This is a genomic window from Paenibacillus amylolyticus (genome assembly GCF_001570725.1).
Classification (GTDB): Bacteria; Bacillota; Bacilli; order Paenibacillales; family Paenibacillaceae; genus Paenibacillus; species Paenibacillus amylolyticus_A.
The window spans coordinates 810,678-827,055 of sequence record NZ_BCNV01000001.1 but is presented as its reverse complement, the minus strand read 5'-3'; the positions used below and the strand labels follow the sequence as shown (position 1 = coordinate 827,055).

Genomic DNA, 16,378 nt, shown 5'->3' with positions numbered 1-16,378 from the left:
CCAGTTCACATAACCTGACTCTCTGTCGATCTCTTCATCGCAACAACTAAAATAGACAGCCCAAGAGGCTGTCTATTTTTCATTCGTTATAACGTAAACACCATCTACACCTTATTCAGCTTGTCCTTGTTACGTGTGCAAACGCTTAACATACCGCGATCAATACATCTCGTCATGATAAATTAAACGTGTCCAACGTACTTAGATCACCTGACTATTCACCATCAGGTACACCATGATTAGCAAGAATACAGCCAAAAGTGTACTGAACATACGGATCTTGCTTTGTTCGGGACCTACATCACGTTTGTTTTTCACACCTTCTGCAGCGAGTCGCAGCGGTTTACCCATAATTCCTCCAATAGCAGCAATAGCCAGGAGCAGAACGACAACGACCGCCATCCAGATATGAGAATACTCACCTTTTGTCATCAGGTAACCGCCTGTAAGAAGTTGAATCACAAGTCCATACTGCGCGACTTTGTTCAAAGAACGAAGCGACGCAAATGCTCCCTCTTGTGCTGCAGCATTCAAGGTACGGATTTTACCGACCACGAATGGCAGAATCAGATAGAATCCCATCGCCAGTGCTCCAACAATATGAAGCAGATACATAATCATTCCCAAAATTTTCATCCTCCTCAACATTTTCGGTGTGCTATACATCACATCCCATTATACTGGGGAACTTATCCAAAGAAAAGAAAACCTCCGGGTTTACCGGAGGTTTTCTCTCTATCTCTGTTCAAAAAGTTTTCAAACTTACAGGTTTACTACCGAAATGACGTTGCGAACCGAGTCAGCAGATTTATCCAATCCTGCTTTTTCTTCCGCAGTCAGTTCAAGTTCGAATATTTTCTCAATGCCGTTACCGCCTAGAATGGTTGGTACACCGAGGAACAGATCATTGTAGCCATACTCACCTTCAAGATAAGCGATCACTGGAATGATGCGTTTCTTGTCCTTCAAAATCGCTTCGGTCATCTGAACGAGTGAAGCCGCCGGTGCATAATATGCACTGCCGTTACCGAGCAGATTCACAATTTCACCACCACCAACACGTGTGCGCTGAACGATGGATTCGATTCGCTCTGCCGGAATCAGCGTATCGATCGGAATGCCACCTACGCTCGAATAACGAACGAGAGGTACCATATCGTCTCCGTGGCCGCCAAGAACGAATCCACGAACATCTTCAACAGATACATTCAACTCTTGCGCAATGAAGGTACAATAACGTGCTGTATCCAGAACACCTGACTGACCGATAACACGGTTTTTAGGAAAACCCAGGGTCTGATAAGCAGCATAAGTCATCGCATCCACCGGGTTGCTTAGAATAATGACGATGGAATCAGGGCAATATTTTTTCACATTTTCACAAACGGACTTCACGATACCCGCATTCGTATTGACCAGATCATCGCGGCTCATACCCGGTTTACGGGCGATACCCGCCGTGATGATTACAATCTCAGAACCTGCAGTATCTTCGTAGTTGGAAGTGCCGACGATATGACTGTCAAATCCTTGAACAGGACTTGCTTCCATCATATCGAGTGCTTTCCCCTTCGTCGGGTTCTCCAGTTGAGGAATATCAACCAGCACAACATCCCCGAGTTCTTTTTGGGCAAGCATTAATGCGGTCGTAGCACCGGTAAACCCGGCGCCGACTACTGTGATTTTTTTGCGCTGAATAGTCAAGATTCACATCTCCCCTTACAGGTTTTTAATGATTTGATCCGCGAATTCAGAACATTTCACTTCAGTAGCGCCGTCCATCAGACGTGCAAAGTCATACGTTACTGTTTTATTGTTAATGGATGTTTCCATACCTTTGTAGATCAGGTTAGCGGCTTCTTGCCATCCCAAGTGCTCAAGCAACATTACGCCGGACAGAATAACGGAACCAGGGTTCACGACATCTTTGTCCGCGTATTTAGGTGCAGTACCGTGAGTTGCTTCGAAGATAGCATGTCCTGTTACGTAGTTGATGTTCGCTCCAGGAGCGATACCAATTCCGCCAACTTGCGCTGCAAGTGCATCAGACAGATAGTCACCGTTCAGGTTCAATGTTGCGATAACATCAAATTCACCTGGACGAGTCAATACTTGTTGCAGAGCGATATCGGCAATTGCATCTTTTACGATGATTTTACCAGCATCTTCAGCGGCTTTTTGCGCTGCATTCGCTGCATCTGTACCTTCGTTATCTTTGATGATGTCATATTGTGCCCAAGTGAATACTTTGTCAGCGAACTCTTCTTCAGCCACTTCGTATCCCCAGTTTTTGAAGGCACCTTCAGTAAATTTCATGATATTACCTTTGTGTACCAAGGTAACACTCTTACGGTTATGATCAATTGCATATTGAATTGCTGCACGTACCAGACGTTTCGAACCTTCGGAAGAAACTGGTTTGATACCAATACCCGAAGTTTCAGGGAAACGAATTTTGTTAGCACCCATCTCCTGTTGCAAGAACTGGATTACTTTTTTCACTTCTTCAGAACCTTCAGCATACTCGATTCCTGCATAGATATCTTCCGTATTCTCACGGAAAATGACCATGTCTACCAGCTCAGGACGTTTAACCGGAGAAGGTACACCGTCGAAATAACGAACAGGACGCAAGCATGTGTACAGGTCAAGCTCCTGACGCAGGGCTACGTTCAGGGAACGAATACCGCCACCGATTGGCGTAGTCAATGGTCCTTTGATCGCTACGATATACTCGCGAATGGCTTCAAGCGTATCATTCGGCAACCACTCACCGTATGTATCGAATGCTTTTTGTCCAGCAAACACTTCATACCATGCAATTTTTTTGTTGCCATCGTATGCTTTTTCAACAGCTGCATCCAATACACGCTTAGAAGCTTTCCAGATGTCACGGCCTGTACCGTCACCCTCGATAAATGGAATGATCGGATTATTAGGTACTTGAAGTGTACCGTTATCAATTTGAATTTTTTCGCCTTCAGTTGGGTGAGCAAATTTTTCTAATTTCATAGTTAAAATTCCTCCTAGGTTTCATATGTGCAGTATTTATAATACCACTAGTCTTATTGAGGGAAGGGTCCTGAGAGCCAAAGCAAGTAACGCCTCTACTTTCCAACCCTTCACCTCGTCCTTATTATTATACTGGTTTTGCGGCTATTAGCGAAGTTCAATAGAAACGTATTTCTGTTCTGCAGGGCCAGTGTACTCCGCACGTGGACGAATGATGCGATTGTCCGCAAGCTGTTCCAAAATATGCGCAGTCCAACCAGATACCCGGCTGATGGCAAATATCGGCGTAAACAATTCCTGTTGAATATGCAGTTGGGTATATACAGAAGCAGAATAGAAGTCTACGTTTGGCTTCAGTCCTTTTTGTCCAGTTACCAGTTCCTCGATCTTCACAGACATATCATACAGACGTGTGTCATTGTTCAGCTCGCCCAGTTCCTTGGACATCTTCTGCAGATGTTTGGCACGTGGATCACCGTTTTTGTATACGCGATGTCCAAAGCCCATGATCTTTTCACGGTTGTTCAGTTTTTCCTGAATTGCCGCTTCCAGACGATCTGGCGTACCGATCTCATTCAACATTTTCATAACGGCTTCGTTCGCACCGCCATGCAGTGGTCCCTTCAGTGCGCCAATGGCGGAAGTTACACCGGAATAGATATCCGACAGCGTTGCAACCGTTACGCGTGCTGCAAATGTCGAAGCGTTCAACTCGTGATCCGCATGCAGGACAAGCGCTTGGTCCAATGCTTTTACTGCGGTCTCGGATGGTTCTTCACCAGTCATCATATATAAAAAGTTCTCTGCGATGGAAGCGCCTTCTTTTGGAGCCACAGGTTCTTTGCCCTGACGAATACGGGCGATGGCTGCCACAATCGTTGGCAACTGTGCTTGCAACTTAACGGCTTTGTTCTCATTCGCTTCCGTTGTCATCTCATCAGCTTGCTCGTCGTACAGTGCAAGTGCAGAGATAGCGGAACGAAGTGCTGCCATGGTACTCACGTTTTTCGGATACAATTGGATTTGTGCAATCAACTCGCTCGGAATCGGCGCGTAATCGCTCAGGCTTTTGCGAAGGGATTTCAGTTCATCTGTTGTCGGCAATTTACCAAACCACAACAAATAGGCAACTTCTTCAAAGCTGGCATGTTCAGCCAAATCGTCGATATCGTAACCACGGTATGTAAGCACACCGTCTACAATAGAGCTGATCGAAGAGGTTGTTGCAACGATGCCTTCCAGACCTTTGGTAGCTGTCATATTACATCTCTCCTTTAATAAGCGAAATCAGGAACCATTCCAGAGTGTCATATAAGTGCCAAAATGCACCTATCCTCTTTTTGTAAACATTTTCATTTTGAAATTACCAAATAATTCAAAATACGGTTTTCCTATCTGTCAATCGGTATTTACTTATAACATCATACTGGATTTTGTCGTTTATGTGAACATGATGAGAGTTCATTCGCACATCAAACTTCTTTATCGGTCCGATAAAGCATTTTTGAAAGCCTTTACAAAAACAAGGTTGACATTTAATGTTTTTTAACCAATTCTGTCGTATGAAGAACTTTCTATTGCTATATTCTGTAATACTGAGGCATACTCTAGGCAAAAGAAAGATTCAGGTATAGGTTAACCTCCCGGCGTTTCAAAACCTTGTAAATGCTCTATATTAATTAAGATAGCCATCTATTTCTAATACTGCTTCGTGCATCATACATAGGTCGGCTTAATTGAAATAAGGAGAGTTGATGCTTGGATAGAATTATAATGAAACGTCTGCTCCGCGGCTTATGGGTGATTATTGCGACCGTTCTGATCGCCGTTGCCATATACTTGCTGTTTCCGCTCTTATACCCTTTTGCGATCGCCTGGATTATCGCCTATGCCATGAATCCATTGGTGAAGCTGCTTCAGCATCGAGCTCGATTTCCCCGCTGGCTGGCTGTGACTCTTTCATTAATCCTTTATTTTGGAGCCATTGCGGTGGTACTATCTGCGGCTATTACCCGTATGGTGAAAGAAGTCATTTCACTGACGACAAGTTTCGATCTCCACGTTGATGAGATCAAAGACACGTTTGTGCGTTGGACTCAGAATGACACGATTCAGAGCTTGATTGCGCAGATCAATGAGTTTTACAAGGAAAATCCTAACTACCAGGAAACCATCAACAGCAATATTAGTAAAACGACTGAAACCGTAGGTACAGCCGTGACAGATCTGGTCACCGGATTTTTCAACATGATTCTGAGTCTGCTGACTTCCCTGCCTAACATGGGTGCGGTATTAATCGTTGTTCTGTTGTCTACGTTCTTCATTAGCAAAAGTTGGACCCGACATAGCATCACCGTCTCGGGTTGGGTACCCTCTTCCATTCGCAAGCCAATATCCGACATATGGACTGACCTTAAGAAGGCACTGTTCGGATACGCAAGAGCACAATTGATCATGATCTCGATTACAGCACTATTCGTCATGATTGGACTGCTTATATTGCAAGTCAATTCAGCCTTCACCATCGCTCTGATGATTGGTTTGGTCGATCTGCTTCCTTATCTGGGTGTCGGTCTGGTCATGGTGCCTTGGGCAGCATATCTGTTTATGAATGGAGATCTGTATCTTGGCATTGGGATCAGTGTCATCTATCTGATCTTACTGATCGCCCGTCAGATTATTGAACCAAAGGTACTTGCCAGCAGTGTAGGACTCGATCCGCTCGCCACGCTGGTTGGCATGTTCGTAGGATTGAAGCTGTTCGGTGTACTGGGTTTGATTATTGGTCCTGTCAGTCTGGTCATCCTCGATGCGTTCAATCGGGCTAACGTGTTACGCGACCTCAGAACATATATTATCAACGGACGTGTCCGATGAAGCATGACCTTATGAGCACGCAGGACAAATAAAAAAAAGGCTTCGTTCAACAGAAACCATCTGCTGAGCGGAGCCTTTTTGCATAACAACCCGTGTTTCATTCATTTCGGACGACGATAAAACGTGATGTTGCCACTTTTCATTTTTTTCTCCAACCATCCCAAGAAGAACAGACGGTATACCGGACGTGTTAACGGAAACACCAGTGTAAATCCGATCAGATCCGTTACAAAGCCTGGAATCAGGAGCAAGAAACCACCGACAAAAATAAAAAGACCATCGACCATTTTTCTTCCAGGTACCTTACCGCGCTCCATCTCGGATTTGGCGTCCACAAGTACTTTTCGCCCTTCAAACTGCAACATTGCTATACCAATCAAGGACGTGAGGATCATGAGAAGCAATGTCTTTCCGGCTCCAATCCAGTCACTCATCAGAATGAAACCAAATAATTCAATCACCGGAATGATTAATAGTAAAGCCCACATCCATTTTCGCATTGACGTATTACCCCTTTCCCGAAAGCCACACCTTTTCAAGCGCGCTGTATAGCTCAGAGGCTGCCTTATCCAGCCGAACCGGCTTCCAGTCCCCGTTTACCCATACATGCTGGGTAGAACCTGTAACCAGCCGTTCACCGGGGAGTGATTCATCCGCTGACCATACCCGTTCTCCAATCGCCATATGCTCATCAGGTTCTTCAGACATGCGCCTTATGTCGTACTCATAGTTCAGTCGCAGACCACTAAATGCAGCAATACGGGTGAAAATGATAATCTCATCATCATATCGGGCAGGTTTGTGATACTTCACATCCAGTCCGGTTACGGGAAGCAGTAACCCCTGTTCCTCCATTTTACGATATGTATACCCCATTTGGCGAATCATCTCAGTGCGACCGATTTCAAACCAGTTCAAATAGTTCGCGTGATAGACCACGCCCATCTGGTCACTCTCTTGATAGCGTACACGAAGACGTGCCGCATACCAGCTACCGTTGATCTGTTCCTGCATGTTATCGGCCTCCTTCGCTCTACCATTCATACGTGTTACATCGCTGTAAAGTGTCATTAAGATGGAAAAAAAGCAACGGGACACTAACGCCCCATTGCTTCTTTCCTGTTGCTTCTCCATCCAAAAACGAAATTAAGCGTTGTTTGGAATTTGGCTTACTTTAATCAGGTTGGTAGAACCGGAACGACCCAAAGGTACACCAGCTGTGATCACAACCAGGTCTCCTTCTTTAACAAGTCCCGATTTTACGCCGCCTTCAATTGCATTTTCGAACAAAGCATCCGTGGAATCAACCAGTCTTCCTTTGACAGGAGTTACACCCCAAGCCAGAGCCAAACGACGGGAAGTTCTATCTTCCGTTGTAACAGCGATGATTGGAGATTCTGGACGATACTTGGAAATCATGCGTGCAGTGTGTCCTGATTCAGTTGAAGTAATGATCGCTTTTGCGTTCAGATCTTGAGCTGAGAGGGCAACCGATTGGCTGATTGCTTCTGTAACGGTTGTTTGTTGAGCAACACGTTGTTTCAGATACAGCTCTTGGTAAGGCAGAGCAGATTCTGCTTTTTCAGCAATACGGGACATAGTCAGAACGGATTCAACTGGGTATTTACCCGCAGCTGTCTCACCAGACAACATGATAGCGTCCGTACCATCGAAGATCGCATTCGCCACGTCACTTGCTTCCGCACGTGTTGGACGCGGGTTACGCTGCATGGAATCCAGCATTTGTGTAGCTGTGATAACCGGTTTACCTGCAACATTACATTTTTCGATCATGCGTTTTTGTACCAATGGTACTTCTTCCGCAGGAATCTCAACACCGAGGTCACCACGAGCAACCATCAGGCCGTCAGATACTTCAAGGATTTCATCGAGGTTGTCGACACCTTGTTGGTTTTCGATTTTGGAGATGATTTGGATATGTCCAGCATTGTGTTTTTCAAGCAGTTCACGAATCTCAAGTACGTCACTCGCTTTACGAACAAAAGAAGCCGCGATGAAGTCGACACCTTGCTCAATACCGAATACGATATCGTTAGCGTCTTTTTCAGTGATACCCGGCAGAGAAATGGCAACGCCCGGAACGTTAACACCTTTTTTGCTTTTGATCGATCCGCCGTTAACGATACGGCATTTGATCTCGGTGCCTTGCACTTCCACCACAGTCAGTCCGATCAGACCGTCGTCGATCAGAATTGTAGATCCCGGTTCAACATCATTCGGAAGATCTGTATACGTAATGGAAAGACGTTCTTTGGTGCCCAGAATTTCTTCTGTTGTCAAAGTGATGTACTCGTCTTGAACCAATTCAATCGGCTCAACTTCGAGTTTACCTGTCCGAATTTCCGGTCCTTTGGTGTCCAGCAGGATCGCTACTGTTTTGTTCAACTCTTCGCATGCTTGGCGAATCGCAATGATCCGTCCGCCGTGCTCATCGAAATCACCGTGGGAGAAGTTCAGACGGGCCACATTCATACCGGCCATAATCAATTTTTTGGTGTTCTCCAGGGATTCACTGGATGGACCAATGGTACATACAATTTTCGTTTTGCGCATTTTGGGTTTCCTCCGATTTTAAAGGTATATCTCTTTATCTATTTTTCTTTTTCCAACTATTAAATTTACTATACTTTTGCTCATTTGTATAGGAAATTCGTCACATTATTCAGCATTTCCCGACAAATTACTCGCCACATCGACTTCTACAGGCTCTTGAGGGGCTTCAATGGGTGCTTGAGGTTCAAACGTGACCGATCCAATTTTACGGAATTTCTCATAACGATCCTGTTTCAGCTGATCCCCGCTCCAACCCTTCATCTCGTCGAGATGACGGACCAAAGCTTCGCTGATGAAAGCAGCAGACGCTTCATAATCCCGGTGAGCACCGCCGCGTGGCTCAGGGATGATATCTTCAATGACTTCCATCTCCAGGAGGTCTTTGGCTGTTATTTTCATCGCTTCAGCCGCCTGATCTGCCTTGGATGCATCCTTCCAGAGAATCGAAGCAGCCCCGTTCGGAGAGATCGCAGAATAGATCGCATGTTCCAGCATCAACACACGATTACCCACAGCCATAGCGAGGGCACCGCCGCTTCCACCTTCGCCGATGACCACAACAATAACAGGGACCGAAAGCTTCGCCATTTCCATCAGGTTGCGCGCAATAGCTTCCGATTGACCTCTCTCTTCTGCAGTATTACCCGGATACGCCCCTTTAGTATCAATAAACGTAATAATAGGGCGGCCAAATTTGTTCGCTTGTTTCATCAGACGCAGCCCTTTTCGGAAACCTTCCGGATGAGCGCTCCCGAAAAAGCGGGCGATATTATCCTTCGTATCTTTCCCCCGCTGTTGTCCAATTACCGTTACTGTCTTTCCATTGAACTTGGCAAGCCCACCAACAACCGCAAGATCATCTCCGAACATGCGGTCGCCGTGAAGCTCAATGAAGTCCGTAAATATCAGCTGGATCAGATCCAGCGCAGTTGGGCGCTGCTGATGACGAGCCAGATGCATCTTCTGAGCTGCCGTTATGCCTGTGTAGATCTCTTCTTCAAGTCTATGGTAACGCTCTTCCAGGCGGGCAATCTCATCCGTAAAGTCGATGCCTTTTTCCTGTCCAAACTGTACGAGTTCATCAATCTTTTTGCGCATCTCAACCAGAGGCGCTTCATATGGCAACTCACCCGCCATTTAGACCCCTCCTTTTTCACTATGCATATCCAGAAGCTTGCCAAGAGTGGCCCGAAGTTCTTTCCGGTGCACAACCATGTCCAACTGACCGTGTTGCATATTAAATTCAGCCGTCTGGAAATCATCAGGTAACTTCTGACGGATCGTCTGTTCGATAACGATTCTGCCGGCAAAACCAAATACAGCGCCAGGTTCGGCAATGTTAATATCGCCAAGACTCGCAAAACTTGCCGAGACTCCACCTGTCGTTGGGTCCGTAATGACCGAAATGTACAGCCCGCCCTGTTCATCCAAACGGGATAAAGCTGCGCTTGTTTTGGCCATTTGCATGAGACTGAGAATACTCTCCTGCATCCGGGCACCACCTGATGTGGAGAAAATGATCAATGGCAGGCGTTTCTCTGTTGCATGCTCAATGGCACGGGTGATTTTCTCCCCTACAACCGAACCCATACTGCCCGTGAAGAAATCAAAACTCATGACAGCGACAACTACAGGCAGGCCATCAATGGTTCCTTCCCCCGTAATTACCGCTTCTTTCAGACCCGATTTCAGGCGCTGTTGTTCCAGTTTGTTGCTATATCCAGGAAAGCCAAGTGGATCAACCGATATCATATCAGCGTCAAACTCAACAAACCCTTGATCATCAAGTACCATAGCAATGCGCTCCATAGCGTTAAGGCGCATATGGTAACCGCAAGCAGGACATACTTTCAGATTTTTCTCCAATTCCTTGCTATATTGAATGGTGCCGCATTTGCTGCACTTGTTCATAAGCCCTTCAGGTATTTCACGTTTTGGGCGTTCTAGGACTTCCTGGCCTTCGCCGGGAAGCGCACGCTCGGAAGGTATGGTAGCGTACTTCCGTTTCTTCTGGAATATATCTTTGAACACAACTACACCTCTCCAGCCGTTGATTTGATGGCCGCAACCTGCAGTTCGCTGCTTGTGGCAGCTTCATCCGCGTGCTACGGTAAACCGCTTACGACCCACACGCTGCCATGGGCCTTGTCCAGCATTCACAACAAAAAAATCCGCCGGTACAGGGCAAGGATCAGCGGCTTCTGTCAGCACGATTGATGTTACCTGCAATAACCGAAAGATTGTTGCGCCGATGTTTGAATCTATCTTGGTAGGGTCTCCGGGAGCAACCAGATCGGTCCTTGTCCTAACAAAAAAAGAAGGAAGGACAGCAGCATACAATACATGCAAGTCGATTCCTCTCTCCGCTTACGCGATTAGTCCCTTATGTACCGATGGTACTTCTTCATCTGCCAAGGCACGTCGATGTTGAACGAATCAGGAATGCAGAATGGAATTCAGCACTTCCTGGACCTCTTCCAATTCCCCAGAAGGGACGCGAATCTCAAATTGCTGCTTGGATAAACTGATGGGACGGGTCTGTACCAGAAAACCTTCTTCCGAAAGCTTGGTCTTGATCTTGTCCGCAACCTTTGCTGTCGGCGCAATGTAAATCACCGTCCACATGCCTTGTCCGCCCCCTAAGCTAATGTTCAGAGCCCGTATATTGGACTAATGATAACATACCTCACTTTTTTTCTGCAAGAAAGGGTTCGGGACCTTTGGGGAGAATTCGGGATCATGAGGGACGTTTGTCCCCCACGAATAACTCATATGGTTGACGAAATCTTCTTGTTCAGCCCCTCCGACAAGCAGCATCAAGCCTATCAGGGCAGCCTCAGCCGCCCTTGATGACTTCATATGAGCCATTGGAGTGACAACAGCATATAAGCATGGAAATGCAGGGGGTTACAGGTCTGAGGGGTATTTTTTGGCTTTAATATTTTTGTGTGCAATCCGGGCAGATGCGGCAGCCGCCACCCCTGCGACCAGATCATCCAAAAAGACATGAATGGCTGTTGCGTGTTCGTTCAAATCATGAATAACACCTATTTTTTCTTTATCCAGATAACCAAAGCTGGTTAAACCGATCATACCATACACATGAGTAATGCCGAGGGCCAGAGTCTCGTCCACTCCATACAGGGATTCATCCGCTTCCATAATAGCCTGTAACGGTTGAGGCAAGAGTTTTTTCTCCGCAAGTTCGTCGAGAGCAATACCGGTATATAGCGTGTATTGCACCTCTCGTTTCTGCAGAACGGATTTCACGCTGGTTACACAGTCGTCCAAGGTCAGTTCGGGGTGGTACCCTTTTTGCAGACGGTATACAATTGCTGCGATGGCATCAATCCGTACACCCCGCCGGGCCAGCATGGCTTCTACGATTTCATATGACATATCTCGACCTCCCGCATCAATCCCCCGAGGACCGCGAGGTCCTTCGGTGTTCTCAAGTGTATGCAGCAACCTGTTAAAATGTTCATAAAATGTGCGGATGGTTGAAGTCAGGAACCGTTCTAAAACAATTACCAAAAAACCTGTTCAGCATTTAGCCGAACAGGTTTCGTATTTATGGGATTAAGAGCTATCCCTTGCGGGACAGCCTCTTATTTAATTTTGACCGTGCCTTCACCTAGCATCTTCTCCATATCGGAGAACAGGGCTGGTGATGGCTTAATCCGATAGGCATCGCTCAGCGCAAGCAGCTTCTGTTGCTGCTCATAGAAGAGCACCGTCGCTACAGGTCCGGGATGCTCCTGAAGCAGCTGCTTCAGACGTGCCAGAAGCTCAGGTTTCTCCGCATGCGGGGCGATCTTCACGAACACCCGCTGCTCCACCGCCCGCGGTCCGCGGATCTGCTCCGGGCTGCCAGCCGCCTCTACGGCACCGCCGGCCCGGGAAGCCGCCGCCGTGGCTGCGCCCGTGCTCGCCGCATCGCTGCGCGTCGCTGCCGAACCTTGGCTTCCGCTGCTACGCACAGCGGAAGCCTCCCCGCCTGCGCTGCTGCGCTGCGCTTCGGCTCCTGCGCCCGCTGGCCGCCGCGGCGAAGCCGCCTGCGCCGGGCGCGAAGAGCTACCGCTGCCGGGCTTGCCGCGCCGGTCACGGCTGCGCAGCTGCTGCTCCAGTGCCGCCGGTGATAGCGGCGCCACTTCTTCAGCCAGCAGCTTAAACCCTTCGTCTTGCTGCTGCACTTTGGCACGCACGACGAGCAGTTCGCCTTTCCCGACATACTGCTGGCTACGCCGCCATACCTCGGGAAAGAGAACCACTTCGCAGCGTTCAATCTGGTCTTCCAGCTCCATGAACGCCATAGCCTTGCCTTGTTTCGTCGTAATCGACTTCACGGACACGACCATTCCCGCGGCGACGGTCATCGTATCGTCAGCCGCCTCCGTCAGCTCCATGATCCGGTCAGCTCCACTCGATTCCAGCACATCTTCATAGTCATCCAGCGGATGCCCGGAAAGATACAAGCCTAACAACTCACGCTCCAGCTCCAGTTGCTGTCCTGAAGAATAAGGGGGGATTTCCGGATATTCGATCTCCCAGTTCGGCGTCTCCACGAAGTCGAACAATTGAATCTGCAGATCCTCGCGTTCCTTGCGCCATTTCAGCGCTGCCTCTACCGTCTCATCCAGCATCGCGAGCAATTGGGCCCGGTGTCCAGGCAAGGTGTCAAAAGCGCCTGCCTGAATTAACGATTCAATCACACGTTTGTTGCATACACGCAAGTCCACACGACGACAAAAATCGAGCAAACTGTCGAACGGTCTCTCCTGCCTTACGATCATGATGCTTTCCATCGCCTGGGTACCGACATTTTTCACAGCGGCCAGACCGAACCGTATTGCACCCGTTAATTTTGCATCATCCGGATTCTCATCAGACACTGCAACATTCTTCTCTGCCGAGGACACTTCACTTTGCTCCGCGTGCGAAGAAGACACTTCTTGTCCCTGGTCATTACCATTTTCCGTTGAAGCAGCAGTCACCAATCTCGGTTCCTTCCGGTTGTCCGGTGCCTCAGGCATGGATGTCGCTGCTTGCCATTCATATCCACCACTGTCCTCTTCCGGCCCAGGACCGGGATCATCCGGCAGAGGTGCTTCACCATATTCGGCTTGTCCGGAATACCCATCATGCTCATGAACGGGATGTTCGTCGAAGGAACTTCCGTTACTGTTCCCGGCATGTTCTTCGGTAAATGTTCCGGTATCACTCTCTGCATTTACTCCCGCAGTCTGCTTCGATACATTGCTCTGATCCCCGGTTCCTGCACTGCCGGACGGCACAAATACAGGTGTAAACAGAATACCGCTCTCATTCACATCCGGCGGAAGCACCTCCATATCCATACGCCGACATTCCACCACGTACTCTGCCACTTTCCGATGGCTGCCCATCACAGCTGTAAGCATGGACGCCATAAAATGAACCGGATAATGTGCCTTCAGATAAGCCGTCTGGAACGCGAGCACACCATATGCCGCGGCATGAGCACGCGGGAAGCCATAATTGGCAAACTTGACGATCATATCATAGACCAGGTCTGCCTCTTCTTCGCTATACCCTTGTTTCAGACTGCCCTGTACAAAGTGTCCACGCTCCAGATCCAGCACTTCCCGTTTCTTCTTGGAGACCGCTCTGCGAAGCAAATCTGCTTCACCCAGCGAGAAACCCGCCATCCGGGAGGCAATCTGCATAATCTGTTCCTGATACACGATGATCCCGTACGTATCTTTCAGGATAGGCTCCAGATCCACATGAGGGTAATCCACTTCGATCTGTCCATGCTTGCCCTGAATATACTTGGATATGAACTCCATTGGGCCCGGACGGTACAAGGCAAGTACAGAGATTACATCTTCAAATACACTTGGCTTCATCTCTTTCAGCACACGGCGTACCCCGGCAGATTCCAGTTGGAATATGCCCATCGTGTCCCCTCGCCCAAGCATCTCGTACGTTAACGGATCATCATCGGGGATAAGGCGGAAATCCGGGATTTCTCCATGTTCCCCAATCCAGCGCACACAACGCTCAATGATTGAGAGGGTACGCAGACCCAAAAAGTCCATCTTAAGCAACCCAATCGACTCCAGGTTTTCCATCGAATACTGGGTTAATGCTGTCCCTTCACTGCCCTCCTGAAGCGGCACCGCATCGGTCAACGGATCACGGGAGATGACCACTCCCGCAGCATGCGTCGAAGCATGACGCGGCATGCCCTCGACCTTCATGGCCATATCCAGCAGTTCACGCGTTTTCGGTTTGGTCTCATACAGCGCCTTCAGTTCAGGTGTAGCTTCCATGGCCCGCTCGATGTTAATGCCGAGCTGCGCTGGAATCAGCTTCGCAGCCTTGTCCACTTCGCCATAAGGCACATTCAGTGCCCGCCCAACATCACGTACAGCCGCTCGGGCAGCCATCGTTCCAAACGTAATAATCTGGGCGACATGGGCTTTGCCATATTTATGCGCCACATAATCAATGACCTCATCCCGCCGCTCATCGCTGAAGTCAATATCAATATCCGGCATCGAGATCCGCTCGGGATTCAAGAACCGTTCGAAGAGCAGGTTGTATTTCATCGGATCAACATCGGTAATGTGCAAAGTGTAAGCTACCAGACTACCTGCCGAGGAGCCCCGGCCTGGTCCAGTAACAATCCCTTGTTTATGCGCATAGGCGATAAAATCCCAGACAATCAGGAAATAATCCGAGAACCCCATGCTGTCGATTACACCCAGTTCATACGCCAGGCGTTGTTCAAGTTCGGATCGAAGCTCCGCGTCTGTCCAGCGTGTGGACTGCGCGTAACGCTCCTTCATTCCTTCTTCGCACAGCTGACGCAGATACGCCGAAGGGCTGAGCCCATCAGGAAGCGGTCTGTACTCCGGCAAAATCGATTTGCCGAATTCCAGCTCCAATTCACAGGACTCCGCAATGCGGACGGTGTTCGCCAAAGCTTCCGGTACATGAGGAAACAAGCGAGCCATCTCTTCTTCACTTTTCAGATAGAGCTGATTGGTTCCGATCCGAAGCCGACTCTCATCGTCCACGGTCTTGCCCGTTCCGATACAAATCAGCACATCCTGAAGCTCAGCATCCTCTTCCGACAGGTAATGCGCATCATTGGTCGCGACAAGTGGAATCTCAAGCTCAGCAGCCAGTTTGATCAACTGCGGATTTACCCTTTTTTGCTCGGAAAGTCCATGATCCTGAAGTTCCAGATAGAAGTCGGCACCAAAGATATTTTTGTAGCGTAACGCCGCACGTCTTGCCTCTTCTTCTCGTCCATGCAGTAGATGCTGTGGTACTTCCCCGCCGAGACACGCACTGAGGCAGATAATGCCCTCGTGATGGGCAGCCAGACTTTCCATATCTACACGTGGCTTGTAATGAAAGCCTTCGAGATGTCCAATCGAGCACAATTTCATTAGATTACGGTAACCCGTCATATTTTTGGCCAGCAAAATCAAATGATGAATCGGTTGATCCTTGCGGCTTCCCCGCTCTTTGCGGGACCCTGCTGTCATGTATGCCTCGCAACCAATAATCGGCTTGATGCCTCGCTCCATACATGCTTTATAAAAAGGAATTGCACCATACATCACGCCATGGTCGGTCAGCGCAAGTGTCGTCATTCCGAGATCTGCAGCCTTGCCCACGAGATCCGGAATACGCGCAGCGCCGTCCAGCAAACTGTATTCGCTGTGAACGTGCAAATGCACAAAAGAACTCATGTTTTTTCTTCCTTTCGCCGCAGATAGTCACAGCATCGATCTTCTGATCCGTCTGCTGCCCTATCTTTCTCATATATATGAATTAAATAAATAAAAAATGGAATCACCTATTAAAATTCGTGACAACCTCTTAAAAGGAGACTTTATTATTCTATTTTATCATAACG

Annotated in this window: 14 protein-coding genes; 1 reads left to right on the top strand and 13 read right to left on the bottom strand. The window is 48.2% G+C overall.

The genetic code is table 11. The annotated features are described in order from the left end of the window. Positions 1-201 precede the first annotated feature (201 nt). The 4 genes from PAHA3_RS03905 to citZ form a co-directional block, all read right to left on the bottom strand. Positions 202-627, bottom strand: a complete 426-nt coding sequence (locus PAHA3_RS03905; protein ID WP_139331820.1) for a hypothetical protein — start codon at positions 625-627, stop codon at positions 202-204. Between the two features lie 135 nt (positions 628-762). Next, positions 763-1,704 (bottom strand): malate dehydrogenase, encoded by a 942-nt coding sequence (mdh, locus tag PAHA3_RS03900; protein ID WP_062833553.1) that lies wholly within the window; start codon positions 1,702-1,704, stop codon positions 763-765. 15 nt (positions 1,705-1,719) lie between these two features. Then, positions 1,720-3,012 carry an NADP-dependent isocitrate dehydrogenase gene (icd, locus tag PAHA3_RS03895; RefSeq protein WP_062833552.1) on the bottom strand — a complete coding sequence of 431 codons (1,293 nt, stop codon included), beginning with the start codon at positions 3,010-3,012 and terminating at the stop codon, positions 1,720-1,722. Between the two features lie 147 nt (positions 3,013-3,159). Next, positions 3,160-4,272 (bottom strand): citrate synthase, encoded by a 1,113-nt coding sequence (gene citZ / locus PAHA3_RS03890; RefSeq protein ID WP_062833551.1) that lies wholly within the window; start codon positions 4,270-4,272, stop codon positions 3,160-3,162. A 498-nt stretch (positions 4,273-4,770) separates the two neighbouring features. On the opposite strand from citZ, the gene ytvI reads away from it, so the two are divergent. Beyond that, entirely contained in the window at positions 4,771-5,889 is a 1,119-nt protein-coding gene (gene ytvI, locus PAHA3_RS03885; RefSeq protein ID WP_062833550.1) for a sporulation integral membrane protein YtvI, read from the top strand. Positions 5,890-5,990: 101 nt separating this feature from the next. Here ytvI and PAHA3_RS03880 read toward each other — a convergent pair whose 3' ends face one another. The 9 genes from PAHA3_RS03880 to PAHA3_RS30790 all read right to left on the bottom strand — a co-directional run bounded on the left by PAHA3_RS03880 (position 5,991) and on the right by PAHA3_RS30790 (position 16,211). Then, positions 5,991-6,389, bottom strand: a complete 399-nt coding sequence (locus tag PAHA3_RS03880; protein ID WP_062833549.1) for an FxsA family protein — start codon at positions 6,387-6,389, stop codon at positions 5,991-5,993. A 7-nt stretch (positions 6,390-6,396) separates the two neighbouring features. Then, the gene (locus PAHA3_RS03875) at positions 6,397-6,903 is read right to left on the bottom strand and encodes an acyl-CoA thioesterase (RefSeq protein ID WP_062833548.1); all 507 of its coding nucleotides are present in this window, start codon (positions 6,901-6,903) and stop codon (positions 6,397-6,399) included. Between the two features lie 132 nt (positions 6,904-7,035). Next, entirely contained in the window at positions 7,036-8,463 is a 1,428-nt protein-coding gene (gene pyk, locus PAHA3_RS03870; protein ID WP_062833547.1) for a pyruvate kinase, read from the bottom strand. A 105-nt stretch (positions 8,464-8,568) separates the two neighbouring features. After that, positions 8,569-9,600, bottom strand: coding sequence for an acetyl-CoA carboxylase carboxyltransferase subunit alpha (locus PAHA3_RS03865; RefSeq protein ID WP_062833546.1), 1,032 nt, complete (start codon positions 9,598-9,600; stop codon positions 8,569-8,571). Continuing rightward, positions 9,601-10,494: an acetyl-CoA carboxylase, carboxyltransferase subunit beta gene (gene accD / locus PAHA3_RS03860; protein ID WP_036609844.1), complete on the bottom strand. Its 894-nt coding sequence runs from the start codon at positions 10,492-10,494 to the stop codon at positions 9,601-9,603. Between the two features lie 63 nt (positions 10,495-10,557). After that, the gene (locus tag PAHA3_RS31065; RefSeq protein WP_268801799.1) at positions 10,558-10,692 is read right to left on the bottom strand and encodes a hypothetical protein; all 135 of its coding nucleotides are present in this window, start codon (positions 10,690-10,692) and stop codon (positions 10,558-10,560) included. A 207-nt stretch (positions 10,693-10,899) separates the two neighbouring features. Then, a complete protein-coding gene (locus PAHA3_RS03850; protein WP_017689496.1) occupies positions 10,900-11,088 on the bottom strand; it encodes a hypothetical protein in 189 nt (62 codons plus the stop codon). A 282-nt stretch (positions 11,089-11,370) separates the two neighbouring features. After that, positions 11,371-11,862 (bottom strand): phosphatidylglycerophosphatase A family protein, encoded by a 492-nt coding sequence (locus tag PAHA3_RS03845; RefSeq protein WP_062833545.1) that lies wholly within the window; start codon positions 11,860-11,862, stop codon positions 11,371-11,373. 209 nt (positions 11,863-12,071) lie between these two features. After that, positions 12,072-16,211 (bottom strand): DNA polymerase III subunit alpha, encoded by a 4,140-nt coding sequence (locus PAHA3_RS30790; RefSeq protein ID WP_062833544.1) that lies wholly within the window; start codon positions 16,209-16,211, stop codon positions 12,072-12,074. Positions 16,212-16,378 lie beyond the last annotated feature (167 nt).